14 protein-coding genes are annotated in these 12579 nt (G+C 62.5%); 8 read left to right on the top strand and 6 right to left on the bottom strand.

Annotated features, from left to right (window positions below; genetic code table 11):
• Nucleotides 1-152 precede the first annotated feature (152 nt).
• Nucleotides 153-1382, bottom strand: coding sequence for a phosphoglycerate dehydrogenase (gene serA, locus ACFIQF_RS19745; RefSeq protein ID WP_393945350.1), 1230 nt, complete (start codon nt 1380-1382; stop codon nt 153-155).
• Nucleotides 1383-1632: 250 nt separating this feature from the next.
• On the opposite strand from serA, the gene ACFIQF_RS19750 reads away from it, so the two are divergent.
• The 5 genes from ACFIQF_RS19750 to ACFIQF_RS19770 all read left to right on the top strand — a co-directional run bounded on the left by ACFIQF_RS19750 (nt 1633) and on the right by ACFIQF_RS19770 (nt 4734).
• Nucleotides 1633-2760, top strand: coding sequence for an alkene reductase (locus tag ACFIQF_RS19750; RefSeq protein ID WP_393945351.1), 1128 nt, complete (start codon nt 1633-1635; stop codon nt 2758-2760).
• 83 nt (nt 2761-2843) lie between these two features.
• Complete coding sequence (locus ACFIQF_RS19755) at nt 2844-3401, top strand: hypothetical protein (RefSeq protein WP_393945352.1); 558 nt, start codon at nt 2844-2846, stop codon at nt 3399-3401.
• A 13-nt stretch (nt 3402-3414) separates the two neighbouring features.
• Entirely contained in the window at nt 3415-3765 is a 351-nt protein-coding gene (locus ACFIQF_RS19760) for a hypothetical protein (protein WP_393945353.1), read from the top strand.
• Nucleotides 3766-3853: 88 nt separating this feature from the next.
• Nucleotides 3854-4084, top strand: coding sequence for a hypothetical protein (locus ACFIQF_RS19765; protein ID WP_393945354.1), 231 nt, complete (start codon nt 3854-3856; stop codon nt 4082-4084).
• Between the two features lie 113 nt (nt 4085-4197).
• Nucleotides 4198-4734 carry a GNAT family N-acetyltransferase gene (locus ACFIQF_RS19770; RefSeq protein ID WP_393945355.1) on the top strand — a complete coding sequence of 179 codons (537 nt, stop codon included), beginning with the start codon at nt 4198-4200 and terminating at the stop codon, nt 4732-4734.
• A gap of 261 nt (nt 4735-4995) precedes the next feature.
• Here the strand turns inward: ACFIQF_RS19770 and ACFIQF_RS19775 are convergent, their stop codons facing one another.
• The 3 genes from ACFIQF_RS19775 to pyrE are packed head-to-tail and all read right to left on the bottom strand — an operon-like array spanning nt 4996 to nt 6997.
• A complete protein-coding gene (locus ACFIQF_RS19775; protein WP_393945356.1) occupies nt 4996-5607 on the bottom strand; it encodes a DNA-3-methyladenine glycosylase I in 612 nt (203 codons plus the stop codon).
• A gap of 2 nt (nt 5608-5609) precedes the next feature.
• Nucleotides 5610-6254, bottom strand: a complete 645-nt coding sequence (locus ACFIQF_RS19780) for a DUF4124 domain-containing protein (protein ID WP_393945357.1) — start codon at nt 6252-6254, stop codon at nt 5610-5612.
• 44 nt (nt 6255-6298) lie between these two features.
• Entirely contained in the window at nt 6299-6997 is a 699-nt protein-coding gene (gene pyrE, locus ACFIQF_RS19785) for an orotate phosphoribosyltransferase (protein ID WP_393945358.1), read from the bottom strand.
• 10 nt (nt 6998-7007) lie between these two features.
• On the opposite strand from pyrE, the gene ACFIQF_RS19790 reads away from it, so the two are divergent.
• Together ACFIQF_RS19790 and ACFIQF_RS19795 are read left to right on the top strand one after the other, a co-directional pair.
• The gene (locus tag ACFIQF_RS19790) at nt 7008-7811 is read left to right on the top strand and encodes an exodeoxyribonuclease III (protein WP_393945389.1); all 804 of its coding nucleotides are present in this window, start codon (nt 7008-7010) and stop codon (nt 7809-7811) included.
• 43 nt (nt 7812-7854) lie between these two features.
• The gene (locus ACFIQF_RS19795; RefSeq protein ID WP_393945359.1) at nt 7855-8475 is read left to right on the top strand and encodes a hypothetical protein; all 621 of its coding nucleotides are present in this window, start codon (nt 7855-7857) and stop codon (nt 8473-8475) included.
• A 149-nt stretch (nt 8476-8624) separates the two neighbouring features.
• On the opposite strand, the gene pntB is transcribed toward ACFIQF_RS19795, so the two are convergent.
• Entirely contained in the window at nt 8625-10037 is a 1413-nt protein-coding gene (gene pntB / locus ACFIQF_RS19800) for a Re/Si-specific NAD(P)(+) transhydrogenase subunit beta (protein ID WP_393945360.1), read from the bottom strand.
• 24 nt (nt 10038-10061) lie between these two features.
• Nucleotides 10062-11714 carry a Re/Si-specific NAD(P)(+) transhydrogenase subunit alpha gene (locus tag ACFIQF_RS19805; RefSeq protein WP_393945361.1) on the bottom strand — a complete coding sequence of 551 codons (1653 nt, stop codon included), beginning with the start codon at nt 11712-11714 and terminating at the stop codon, nt 10062-10064.
• Between the two features lie 202 nt (nt 11715-11916).
• Here ACFIQF_RS19805 and ACFIQF_RS19810 point away from each other — a divergent pair, with 202 nt between their 5' ends.
• Nucleotides 11917-12555 carry an MBL fold metallo-hydrolase gene (locus tag ACFIQF_RS19810; RefSeq protein ID WP_393945362.1) on the top strand — a complete coding sequence of 213 codons (639 nt, stop codon included), beginning with the start codon at nt 11917-11919 and terminating at the stop codon, nt 12553-12555.
• Nucleotides 12556-12579: the final 24 nt, after the last annotated feature.

Raw genomic sequence — 12579 nt, forward strand, 5'->3', positions numbered from 1 at the left:
GCCGACTTTCTTGCCGTGTAGCAAGAAAGTCGGTCGCCCGCCGGGGCGAGACCCGGCCAGCTGCAGCATGCAAAAGCCCAGCAGCGCCAATTGAAAAACAGACCCGCAAAAAAGGGGCCTACGCCCCTTTGCTACGCGCTGCCAACCAGCGCTTAAAACAACACCCGGCAACGGATGGTGCCGGGAATCTTCGACAGCTTTTCCAGTGCCAGTGCCGACGACTGCGCGTCGATGTCGATCACCACATAGCCGACCTTCTCGTCGGTGCGCAGGTACTGGCCGGCCACATTGATGCCGTTGTCGGCAAACACCTGGTTGATGGCCGAGAGAATGCCGGGGCGGTTTTCGTGCACGTGCAGGATGCGGTTGTGGCCGGGGTGCTCGGGCAGCGCCACTTCGGGGAAGTTGACGGCCGATGTGGTGGTGCCGTTGTCGCTGTACTTGACCAGTTTTTCTGCCACTTCCAGGCCGATGTTGGCCTGCGCCTCCATGGTCGAACCGCCGATGTGCGGCGTGAGGATGACGTTGTCCATGCCGCGCAGGGGCGAGAGAAACTCGTCCTTGTTGCTCTTGGGCTCTTTGGGGAACACGTCGATCGCTGCGCCCAGCAGCTTGCCGGCACGCAGCGCTTCGGCCAGCGCGTCGATATCGACGACGGTGCCGCGCGAGGCGTTGATCAGAATGCTGCCAGGCTTCATCGCCGCGATCTGCGCTGCGCCCAACATGTTGTGGGTGGAAGCCAGCTCGGGCACGTGCAGGGTGACGATGTCGGCCTGGCCCAGCAGCTCGTTCAGGTTGGCGGCCTGGTGCGCATTGCCCAGCGGCAGCTTGGTCACCACATCGTGGAAGACGACCTTCATGCCCAGGCCTTCTGCCAGCACCGACAGCTGCGTACCGATGGAGCCGTAGCCAACAATGCCGAGCGTCTTGCCGCGAATCTCGAAGGAGTTGTCAGCGCTCTTCTTCCAGCCGCCCCGGTGGGCGACAGCGTTCTTTTCCGGAATGCCGCGCAGCAGCAAGATCGCCTCGCCCAGCACCAGCTCGGCGACCGAGCGCGTGTTGGAAAACGGCGCGTTGAACACCACCACACCGCGCTCGCGGGCAGCGCCCAGATCGACCTGGTTGGTACCAATGCAAAAGCAGCCTACGGCTACCAGCTTGTGCGCAGCGGCAAAAACATCGGCAGTGAGCTGGGTGCGCGAGCGGATGCCAACAAAGTGCACATCGGCGATTTTCTTCTTCAGCTCTTCGCCGTCGAGCGCGCCGGTCAGCGCCTCGACATTGGTGTAGCCCGCGTTGTGCAGCACTTGCAGCGCAGACGGGTGAATGCCTTCCAGCAGCAAAAACTTGATCTTCGATTTATCCAGCGATGTCTTGGCCATAGATTCCCCTCGGTCATGCCGCCATGCGGTGCGCATGGCACTGCAGACGATCATGGCGGCAAAAGCTTTTCATTACAGCGTGTCGGGTTGAATTGAACCATGACCCAAGTCACGCCCTGCTGCAGAGCGCAATGAATCATTGTTTACAGCTATTTATTTGATAGCTTTCAGCACCACTTAACACCAGCCCGGCAGCCTTTTTGCACCCGTGGTAAAACTGTTTATTGCCTTTTGCCTGGAGTGTTTTCCCATGTCCGAATCCCGAGCCCATAGCCTGTTCGATGCCGTCCGTGTTGGCGATCTGGCGCTGAGCAACCGCATCGCGATGGCACCGCTCACGCGCAACCGCTCGCCCAACGCTGTGCCCTTGCCGCTTACCGCCACCTACTATGCGCAGCGCGCCACGGCCGGCCTGCTGATCACCGAAGGCACGGCCATCAGCCACCAGGGCCAGGGCTATTCCGACGTGCCCGGCCTGTATGGCGAAGACCAGATCGAAGGCTGGAAAAAAGTGACCGATGCCGTGCACGCCAAGGGCGGCAAGATTGCCTGCCAGCTGTGGCACGTGGGCCGCGTCTCGCACGAGCTGCTGCAGCCCCAGCTGCAAGCGCCCGTGGGGCCGTCGGACATTACCGCGCAAACGCGCACTTACCTGATCGACCCGGCCAGCGGCAAGGGCCAGTTCGTGCCCACCACGCAACCGCGTGCGCTGCGCGCCGACGAGCTGCCCGGCATTGTGCACAGCTACGCCACCGCAGCACGCAACGCGGTCGAATCAGCGGGCTTTGATGCGGTGGAAATCCACGCGGCCAACGGCTATTTGCTCGACCAGTTCATGAAAACCGGCGCCAATGCCCGCACCGACATGTACGGCGGCTCTATCGAGAACCGCTGCCGCCTGACGCTGGAGGTGGTACGCGCGGTGGTCGATGCGGTGGGCGCTGGCAAGGTGGGCATTCGCCTCTCGCCCGTCACGCCAGCCAACGGCATTGAGGACAGCGATGCGCAATCGCTGTTCGAATACCTGGCACGCCAGCTGGCACCGCTGGGCCTGGCCTTTATCCACGTGATCGAGGGCGCCACCGGCGGCCCGCGCGAAGTGGAAGGCCGCCCGTTTGACTACCCGGATTTCAAATCGGCCTACCGCAACGCCGGCGGCAAAGCCGCCTGGATGGTGAACAACGGCTACACCCGCGCCAGCGCCGAAGAAGCCGTGGCCAGCGGCTGGGCCGATGTGGTGGCCTTTGGCCGCGCCTTCATCGCCAACCCCGATCTGGTCGAGCGCCTGCGCAAAAACGCCGCGCTCAATGCTGGCGACAGCAGCACCTTCTACGGCGGCAGCGAACACGGCTATACCGATTACCCGACGCTGGGCTGATACGGCCCAGCCGCGTTTGCGGCTCATCACCGGCGGCAGTGGGCCCAACGGGCCTGCTCCGCTTTTTTGCTAGAGTGCCAGCCATGCCCTTGACCACCCTGCTCCGCCCGCTTGTTTACCTGCTCGCCCTGCCAGCGCTCACGGCCTGCTCCAGCCTTTGGCCGTTTGGCAAGAAAGAGGCCGAGCCAGCGCCCAAAGCCACGGCAGCCGCCAGTGCGGCCCAAGCCGCCAAGCCTGTACAGCTGCAGGCGGAAGATCTGCACGGCACCTGGGAGTGCCGTTTCCAGATCCAGATGGGCCAAGACCAGGCCAGCTTTACCTATACCGACCAGTTCAACCCCGACGGCACGCTCAAAGCCCAGGCCTACCTGGTGTACGAGCTGCCCAGCACCCAGCAGCAATACAGCTTTGTGGTGCAAGGCAACGGCCATTGGCGCCTGGAGGGCGACACCATCACCTTGATCGTGCCCGAGGTCGTCAAGCAAGACCGCTCCACACAAAAGCACCCCGAGCTCATCAACGACAAAGACCTGGTGCCCGAAGACCTGAGCGACACCTGGACGCTGCAAGCCCGCCAAGGCAAAAACATGCGCGTGCAGGTGGGCAGCCTGGCCGACGAAATGCTGTGCAACAAGGAATAAAGCGCCTGCACCGATGAACAGCTGGAACCTCTCCTGGTTGCCCTTGCCGCTGTGGTGGCCGACGGCAGCCTTGGTATCTGCCGCCCTGGTGCTGGCCGCCGTGTTCTGGCTGTGGCGCCGGGCTCAGGCACAAACTGGTAGCACCGCACCACGCCAGATTGCGCTGGGCTTTGCGCTGTTTGCCTGCTTGTGGGGCTTGTTTGCGGGCGCCTTGGCCTTGTGGCCGCTGCAGGGGCTCGACGAGTTCTCGCAATGGGCGCGCGCCAGCAGCTATGTGACCATACCGCTGTGGATAGGCGGCATTGCCTGGATAGCGGCGCTGCTGGTGGCGCGCCTGCTGGCGGCCGTTGGGCGCAAGGTCTGAAAGATGGCGTCCGATTGCTGACTTTTGCCGATTGACAGCCCTTGCGTTTGCGCCAACCATGGAGAGCATGGTTTTCAGGAGGCTCGCCATGACCGACATCCACAGCATCAATCTCGACAAGCTGCGCAATATTGTGCAAAAGTTTGCCCACAGCGATTTCACCGCCGCCCAGGTGGCCGCCGATTACTGGGACGGCGCGGCCGACCAGATAGCCGCCAGCCGTGATCAGTTCGAGGCCCTGCTGCACCGCAATGCCGCGCTGCTGGGCATCCGCGAAGTCAACGCCACCGAGCCATTGCGCTGGCAAGCCCTGCAGTAAACCGCTGCAACCCAAAACTCCAGCTGGCAGCGCTTGTTGAGCAGGCGCTGCCAGCTTGTTTTTTGTCCTGCCCCATGCGCTGACACCCGCCACAAAGCTGCTACGCTTGGGCCATGTCCAACGCTTGCCCTTCTTTGCTTTTCCGTGATTTTCTGCACACCGACCAGCCGGTGGTCGCCCAGGCCATGGGCGACAAGCGCGTGACGCAGTTCTACGGTCTGGAAACCACCCACCCCAATGCCCATGCAGTAGCGCGCGAGCAGCTCGACTGGTACCGCGACCTGGCCCGCGACAAATCCGGCTGGTGGCAAGCCATCACCGTGCAGCGCAAGGTGGTGGGCGGCATTGGCGTGTACGACCGCGATGACGATGGCGACAGCGCCGAGCTGGGTTATTGGCTGCTGCCCGAATACTGGGGCCAGGGCATCATGCGCACCGCTTTGCCGCTGTGGCTGCCGGGCGCTTTCAAGCGTTTGGCGCTGCACAGCGTGGTTGCGCACGTGGAGCCAGAGAACACTGCCTCCACCCAGTTGCTCGCCAAGGCCGGTTTCACCCACGAAGGCCTGCTGCGCGACTGCAGCAAGCGCGGCTCGCGCTATGTGTCGCTACAGCGCTATTCCTTGCTGGTGGATGAGCTGCCGCCACTGTAAAAAAGCCTCTTCACGGATTCCCGGTGAAGACAATTCTCGAACAGCACCAGCTCGCAGAAAAGCGGGCGCTGGAATCGCTCACCACAATGGTGTCAGAGGCGCTTAGGCGCGACGTCGATGGCGCAGACAGTACCTGGGTACGGCCAGCCATCGCAACAAAGCATAAGCGCCTCTGCCGCCACCTCAATACGAAGACTTCCAAAAAAAGCATCGCTGTGGATTTCGTCACACCTCTGGCATCCCTCGAAATCCGTCATGAACCTATTTTTTGCCCGATGACGCCAGGTGGCAGCCGTGGAGGTGGTCGTTGACCATGCCCATGGCTTGCATGAAGGCGTACATGGTGGTGGGCCCGACAAACTTCCAGCCGCGCTTTTTCAGGTCTTTGGACAAGGCATGTGCCTCGGGCGGCACGCCCATCTCGCGCACCGACTCCAAGGTGACCTTGCTCGGCCGGCTGCTCTTGGCGGGTGCAAAGCGCCACAAATAGGCATCAAAGCTGCCACACTCGCGCTGCAGCTCCAACAGGCGCTGGGCGTTGTTGATAACGGCTTCGATCTTGCCGCGGTGGCGCACGATGCCAGGGTCGGCCAGCAGGCGCGCCACATCGTCGGGGCCAAAGGCGGCCACCTGGGCGGCCTCAAAGTTGGCGAAGGCAGCGCGAAAGCCTTCGCGCTTGTTCAAGATGGTGAGCCAGCTCAGCCCGGCCTGAAAACCTTCGAGGCAGATTTTCTCGAACAGGCGCCGCTCGTCGTGCACCGGAAAGCCCCATTCATGGTCGTGGTAGTGCTGGTAGTGCGCGGTGGCCATGCACCAGTTGCAGCGCACCACACCGTCTTCGGCCTTTGTCAGGCCCGCTGGCAAGTTGGCCATGGTTATTTGCTGGCGGACACTGGGGTCCAGTACTGTTTGAGCATGGCTGCTTCGTCGTCAAAGCGCTTGTTGGTGCGCTTGATTTCGTCGCCGATCGAGCCGATCTGCTCGTCCACGTCCTTGATCTCCTCGCGGCTGTATTTCAGGCGCGATTGCAGGGCCGGCGGGGCTTTGCTGGGGTCCTTGGTGTAGAACTCCATTTCCTGGTCGATCTTCTTGCGCTCTTCCATCAGCGAGAGCTTGCGCTGCTGCATGATCTTGATCTGGCCTTCGAGCGATTCCAACGCGTCGGCGCGCTCAGCCTCGTGCGCGGCCTTGTTGGGGAAGCGCACCGCCAGCGCCCGCTCGCGGCGCTTGCCGTCGTTGGCGCGGTAGCGCTCTTCGGCTTCGCGCCGAGCTTGGGCAGCCTGCTCAGCACGCTCTTTCTCAGAAATGGTGGGCCCGACCGTGCGCACCGCGCCGCCAGGCATGGTCACGCGCTGCTCGCGGTCCAGGCAGGCATCGATCGGGCGATCGGCCGTCAGGCGACGCCCGTTCGCATCCACACAGCTATACACCGCCTTGGGTGCGGATTGCTGCGCATGGCCAGTGCCAGCGGTGCACAGCACCGCCACAACCGAAGCCACCACATACAATTCCTTACGCATGCATCCATCCTTTAGACAAAGCTGATGCTAGCAAATTCTAGCTATCAATCACTGACGCCGTAGCGTTCGCGATACGCCAGCACCTTGGTGTGGTGCTCGCGCATCTCGCCCGCTGCACTGCCCTGGCCCAAAAAGGCCAGCAGGTCATCGAGCTTGGCGATCGCTGCGACTTGCAACCCCAAATGGTCGCGCACGTATTGAACCGCGCTATGGGGAACGTCTTGGCCATTCTCGGTGGCTTTCTCCTGTCTGTCCAACGCAATCGCCATCGCGTGTGGCGTAGCGCCTGCACTGCGGATCAAGGCGATCGATTCGCGCGCCGCCGTGCCGGCCGACATGACATCGTCAACAATCAACACCCGGCCCTTGAGGGGCGCGCCCACCAAGGTGCCGCCTTCGCCGTGGTCCTTGGCTTCTTTGCGGTTGTAGGCAAAGGGCACGTTCTTGCCGTGGCGCGAAAGCTCCACCGCCACCGTGGCCGCCAGCGGAATACCTTTATAGGCCGGGCCGAAAACCATGTCGAATTCGATACCGCTGGCCAACAAGGCTTTTGCATAGAATTCGGCCAGGCGGGCCATCTTGGCGCCATCGTCGAACAGGCCGGCATTGAAGAAATACGGGCTCATGCGACCGGCCTTGGTCTTGAACTCACCAAACCGCAGCACGCCGGCTTCAACGGCAAAACGTACAAAATCCTGCGCCAGCTGCGTGCCAGCGGCCGACTGTGGGAGACTATCCACCATGACCCAATCCTTGTTCAAATTAACCAGCCTCAACCTCAACGGTATCCGCTCTGCCGCCACCAAGGGCGTGATTCCCTGGATCGAAGCGACCCGGCCCGATTGTATTTGCGTGCAAGAAATCAAGGCACAGCAAGCGGATATGCTGGATAAGTTCGACGTCATCGACGGCATGCGGGGCTATTTCCAGTTTGCGCAGAAAAAGGGCTACTCGGGCGTGGGCGTCTACACCCGGAACGAACCCAGCGATGTGGTGATTGGTTTCTCGCCCAATGAGTTCGATGCCGAGGGCCGCTACGTCGAGCTGCGCTTTGACACGCCGCAGCGCAAGCTGTCGATCATCAGCTGCTACTTCCCCAGCGGCAGCTCGGGCGAGGAGCGCCAGGCCGCCAAGTACCGTTTTCTGGCCGAGCTGCACCCGCAGCTGATGCGCCTGCGCAGCGAGCGTGAGCTGATTTTGTGCGGCGATGTGAACATTGCCCACACCAATGCCGACATCAAGAACTGGCGCAGCAACCAGAAGAACAGCGGCTTTCTGCCCGAAGAGCGTGCCTGGATGACCAAGATTCTGGAAAAGGAAGTGGAAACCGGCGGCCTGGTCGACGTCTACCGCGTGCTGCAACCCGACACCACCGACGCTTGCTACACCTGGTGGAGCAACCGCGGCCAGGCCTACGCCAACAACGTGGGCTGGCGTCTGGATTACCACCTGGCCACGCCGGCCATTGCCGCGCTCGCCCGCAAAGAGCACATCTACAAAGACCAGAAGTTCAGCGACCACGCGCCAATCACCATCGATTACGACTTCCAGCTGTAAAGGCCCAAGCCGCTGCACCTGCCCAGCCAGAAAGGACGCTCGCATGCCCCATCGCACTCTTGGCAGCCGCAGCCCCACGGCCGCCGTCTTGCTGATCAGCGTCGCCATGGGCTGCGCGGCCGCCCAGGCCAGGGACGCGGTGGAATACAGCACGCAAGAGCTGGTCGAGGCCCTGGCCATGCAGCGCTTTCAAAAGTTGCTGCTGGCCGGCCCCACACGCTCGGCGCCGCCCAATGACGCGGTGATCGTGTTGCTGGAGGGCAAGGGCTTGCAGCTGGCGCCCCGGCTGACGTCCGTGCCCGGCATGCGCGTGCTGACCCAAGAGCAGTTGGTGGCCGAGCAACGCGCCAACTTTCTCATCATCTCGCAGCTGGGCTCGCAAGGGCGCGACATGCTGGTCGACTACTACACGCCGCGCAACGCCTCGTACGGCGTTTTGCGCATCCAGGCGGCAGACGGCAAACTGGTGTTCAAAGCCGAAGACAGCTACCGCTCCAGCAGCGGCGTGCGCGCCACCTATGCGCGCCTGTATGGCGGCCAGCCTTGCCGCGATGGCACGGAAATGGCCTACGCCTACAACTACTATGCCAACTCCAGCGAAAGCGGCAAATGCCGGGCGGCGGTTTTTCCCAGCACGAATTCGGCAGCAGACTGGTACCGCTGAACGTTTTTTCCATCAGAAAAAATCGCTATAAATTAAATAGCAAGCTGCTTTGAATCAAGGTAGCACCAGCGGCTGCTTTCCCTGCCAAAGCCATGAAAAAAGCGCCTGTGACGCAAGCCACAGGCGCTTGTTTTTTGAGCGGCAACGAATCAGCTCTTCAAGGCCACCAGCACTTCGTCGAGCATCTTCTTGGCGTCGCCAAACAACATGCGGTTGTTCTCGTTGTAGAACAGCGGGTTGTCCACACCGGCGTAGCCCGAAGCCATGGAGCGCTTCATCACGATCGACTGCTTGGCCTTCCACACTTCGAGCACCGGCATGCCGGCGATCGGGCTGTCCGGGTCGTTCTGTGCGGCCGGGTTGACGATGTCGTTGGCGCCGATGACCATGGCCACATCGGTGTCCGGGAAGTCGTCGTTGATCTCGTCCATCTCCATCACGATGTCGTACGGCACCTTGGCCTCGGCCAACAACACGTTCATGTGGCCAGGCATGCGGCCGGCCACCGGGTGGATGGCAAAGCGCACGTTCACGCCCTTGTCGCGCAAGGTCTTGGTGATTTCGTTGACCGTGTGCTGGGCCTGCGCCACGGCCATGCCGTAGCCGGGCACGATGACCACGCTCTTGGCATCGCGCAGCAGCTCTGCGGTTTCGGCCGCGCTCACCGGCGTTACCTCGCCTTGCGGCTCGGCCGCCGCGCCTTCGGCCTTTTTGCTGGGAGCGCCCGAGCCAAAGCCACCGGCAATCACGCTGATGAAATTGCGGTTCATGGCCTGGCACATGATGTAGCTCAGGATGGCGCCGGACGAGCCCACCAGCGCGCCGGTCACGATCAGCAAATCATTGCTCAGCATGAAGCCGGTGGCGGCCGCCGCCCAGCCCGAGTAGCTGTTGAGCATGGAGACCACCACCGGCATGTCGGCACCGCCAATGGCCATCACCATGTGCACGCCAAACAGCAGGGCGATCACAGTCATCACGAGCAGCGGCAACATGCCTTGTTGCACGGTTTCGGCACGGATGAATTCGCGGCCGAACCAGATCACCACCAGCAGCGCCACCAGGTTGAGCCAGTGGCGGCCGGGCAGCAACAGCGGCTTGCCGCCGATCTTGCCGTTGAGCTTGCCAAAGGCAATGAGCGAGCCCGAGAAAGTGACTGCACCAATCAAGATGCCGACATAAATTTCCACTTCGTGGATCAGCTTTTCAGCGCCTTGCAGCGGGGCCGAAGTATCGACATAGCTGGCAAAGCCGACCAGACAGGCCGCCAGGCCCACCAGGCTGTGCATCAGCGCCACCAGCTCGGGCATCTGCGTCATCTTCACGACCTTGGCCGCATACAGGCCAATGCCGCCGCCAATGACCAGCGCGCCCACGATCCAGGCGACGCCTGATGCGCCGACGCGCGGGCCAAACACGGTTGCCAGCACGGCCAAGGCCATGCCGACCATGCCGAACAGATTGCCGCGGCGTGAAGTCTCTGGGTTGGACAGGCCACCCAGGCTGAGAATGAACAAAATAGCGGCCCCCAGATAGGCCACGGTTGCGAGACTTTGGGACATGGTGTTTCTCTCTTCTCGTTCTTCTTATTTCTGGAACATGGCCAGCATGCGGCGCGTGACGGCAAAGCCGCCAAACATGTTGACAGCCGTGAGCACAATCGCGGCAAAGGCCAGCCAGCGAATCAGCTCATCGGGCCGCCCTGTGCCTGCTGTGCCGGGCGGCGCAATCTGCACCAGCGCGCCAATGGCGATGATGCTGGAGATGGCGTTGGTCACGCTCATCAGCGGCGTGTGCAAAGCCGGCGTCACGTTCCACACCACCATGTAGCCAATAAAGCAGGCCAGGATGAACACCGTGAAGTGGCCCAGGAAGGCCGCTGGCGCATAAGCGCCGATAAACCAGAAAGCCACGGCCGCAACAGCAAAAATGATGGCCAGCGTCTTGGCTGGCAGCGGGCCGCTGGAACCATGACCATGGCCGCCCTTCTTCTGCTCCACAGGCGCGGCTGCTGCCTTTGGCGCGGGCTTGGCCACTTGCGCCAGTGGCGGCGCAGGCCAGGTGACGGCGCCGTCTTTGATGACAGTGAGGCCACGAATGGCATCGTCTTCCATATTCACCACCGCCACGCCATCTTTGGCCTTGCACAGCTCTTCGCTCAGGCGCAGCAGATTGGTGGCGTACAGCGTGGACGACTGCTTGGCCAGGCGCGATGCCAGATCGGTATAGCCGATGATGGTGACGCCATGGCGCACCACCGCCTCGCCTGGCACCGTCAGCTCGCAGTTGCCGCCCTGCTCGGCCGCCATGTCGACGATCACGCTGCCGGGCTTCATGCTCTGTACCATCTCGGCGGTGATCAGCTTGGGCGCGGGTTTGCCCGGAATCAGCGCGGTGGTGATGATGATGTCCGCGTCTTTGGCCTGCTGCGCATACATCTGGCGCTGCGCGGCCTGAAAGCCTTCGCTCATGACCTTGGCGTAACCGCCGCCGCCCGAGCCTTCTTCTTCGTAATCGACCTTGACGAACTCGCCGCCCAGCGAGGTGACTTGGTCAGCCACTTCGGCGCGCGTATCGTTGGCGCGCACAATCGCGCCCAAGCTGGCCGCCGTGCCAATGGCCGACAAGCCGGCCACGCCCGCGCCTGCAATAAATACCTTGGCCGGCGGCACCTTGCCCGCTGCCGTGATCTGGCCGTTGAAATAGCGGCCAAAGGCGTTGGCGGCCTCGATCACTGCGCGGTAGCCGGAGACGCCCGCCATCGAGGTGAGCGCGTCCATCTTCTGCGCGCGGCTCAAGGTACGCGGCAACGCGTCGATCGCCAACACCGTCACCTGCTTGGCAGCCAGTTGCTGCATCAGCTCTGGGTTCTGTGCCGGCCAAATGAAGTCGATCAGCACCTGGCCGGCGCGCATCTGCGCCACCTCTTCGGGCGTGGGTGGGCGCACCTTGAAGATGATGTCCGCCGCGGCCCAGACGGCTGCCGCATCGGGCAGCACCTCGGCACCTGCGGCGCGGTAGCTCTCGTCGCTGAAATTCGAGGCTTCGCCGGCACCCGCTTCCACCACCACCGAAAAACCCAGCTTGATGAGCTTTTCCACCACATCGGGCACGGTGGCGACGCGCTTTTCCAGCGGGAATGTTTCTTTGGGCACGCCAATACGCTGGGCGGCGCGCGACGGTGCATTGCTGTTATCAGTAGCCCCGCCTTGCGGCATGGGGCTTGGGTTGGTTTGCATCACAGGTCTCCTAGTTTCAAATCGGGTGCAGCGCTTGCGCCGCTTGCACACGTTGTAACATGGCGCCTGCTTTTGGGCTATGGGCGTCTGTGCCCACCGCAACAAACCTGGGCCAGATCAAGCCCTGGGGCTTGCACCCGTTTTTCACTTCTTGGTCTGGCTACGTCTTCTGGCCTAGGCCATCCGCTATCAAAATAAAAGCATGCTCCACTACCACACCGTTCCCGTCACCCAGTTCCAGCAAAACTGCTCGCTGGTGTGGTGCGACCAGACCATGGATGCCGCGGTGATCGACCCCGGCGGCGATCTCGATGTTCTGCTGGCCGAGGCGCAGCGCCTGGGCCTGCAGCTCAAGGCCATCTGGCTGACGCACGCGCATATCGACCACGCCGGCGGCACCGGCGAGCTGGCGCAAAAGCTGGGGCTGCCGATCATCGGCCCGCAGGAGGGCGACCAGTTCTGGATTGACGGCCTGCCGCAGCAAAGCCAGATGTTCGGCTTTCCGCCTGCGCTGCAGTTTGTGCCCACGCGCTGGCTGCACGACGGCGACACCGTGCAGATTGGCCAGGAGACGCTGAACGTGCGCCACTGCCCTGGCCACACGCCCGGCCACGTGGTTTTCCACGCACCGCAGATCGACCGCGCTTTTGTGGGCGATGTGCTGTTTGCCGGCAGCATTGGCCGCACCGATTTTCCGCAGGGCAACCACCAGCAGCTGATCGACTCCATCACCCAGCGCCTGTGGCCCATGGGCGACCAGACCGTGTTCATCCCCGGCCATGGCCCGGAGAGCACCTTCGGCCGCGAACGCAAGATGAATCCCTACGTGGGTGGGACCTGATCAAACAGCCCGCACGCCAACAAA

Source organism: Comamonas trifloxystrobinivorans (assembly GCF_043359985.1).
GTDB classification, from domain to species: domain Bacteria; phylum Pseudomonadota; class Gammaproteobacteria; order Burkholderiales; family Burkholderiaceae_C; genus Comamonas; species Comamonas trifloxystrobinivorans.

Coding starts and splice junctions, on each gene's coding strand:
- ACFIQF_RS19760 (WP_393945353.1), top strand. CDS start 3,415: ATGAACAGCTGGAACCTCTCCTGGTTGCCCTTGCCGCTGTGGTGGCCG.
- ACFIQF_RS19795 (WP_393945359.1), top strand. CDS start 7,855: ATGCCCCATCGCACTCTTGGCAGCCGCAGCCCCACGGCCGCCGTCTTG.
- serA (WP_393945350.1), bottom strand. CDS start 1,382: ATGGCCAAGACATCGCTGGATAAATCGAAGATCAAGTTTTTGCTGCTG.
- ACFIQF_RS19810 (WP_393945362.1), top strand. CDS start 11,917: ATGCTCCACTACCACACCGTTCCCGTCACCCAGTTCCAGCAAAACTGC.
- ACFIQF_RS19770 (WP_393945355.1), top strand. CDS start 4,198: ATGTCCAACGCTTGCCCTTCTTTGCTTTTCCGTGATTTTCTGCACACC.
- ACFIQF_RS19750 (WP_393945351.1), top strand. CDS start 1,633: ATGTCCGAATCCCGAGCCCATAGCCTGTTCGATGCCGTCCGTGTTGGC.
- ACFIQF_RS19765 (WP_393945354.1), top strand. CDS start 3,854: ATGACCGACATCCACAGCATCAATCTCGACAAGCTGCGCAATATTGTG.
- ACFIQF_RS19775 (WP_393945356.1), bottom strand. CDS start 5,607: ATGGCCAACTTGCCAGCGGGCCTGACAAAGGCCGAAGACGGTGTGGTG.
- ACFIQF_RS19755 (WP_393945352.1), top strand. CDS start 2,844: ATGCCCTTGACCACCCTGCTCCGCCCGCTTGTTTACCTGCTCGCCCTG.
- pntB (WP_393945360.1), bottom strand. CDS start 10,037: ATGTCCCAAAGTCTCGCAACCGTGGCCTATCTGGGGGCCGCTATTTTG.
- pyrE (WP_393945358.1), bottom strand. CDS start 6,997: ATGGTGGATAGTCTCCCACAGTCGGCCGCTGGCACGCAGCTGGCGCAG.
- ACFIQF_RS19780 (WP_393945357.1), bottom strand. CDS start 6,254: ATGCGTAAGGAATTGTATGTGGTGGCTTCGGTTGTGGCGGTGCTGTGC.
- ACFIQF_RS19805 (WP_393945361.1), bottom strand. CDS start 11,714: ATGCAAACCAACCCAAGCCCCATGCCGCAAGGCGGGGCTACTGATAAC.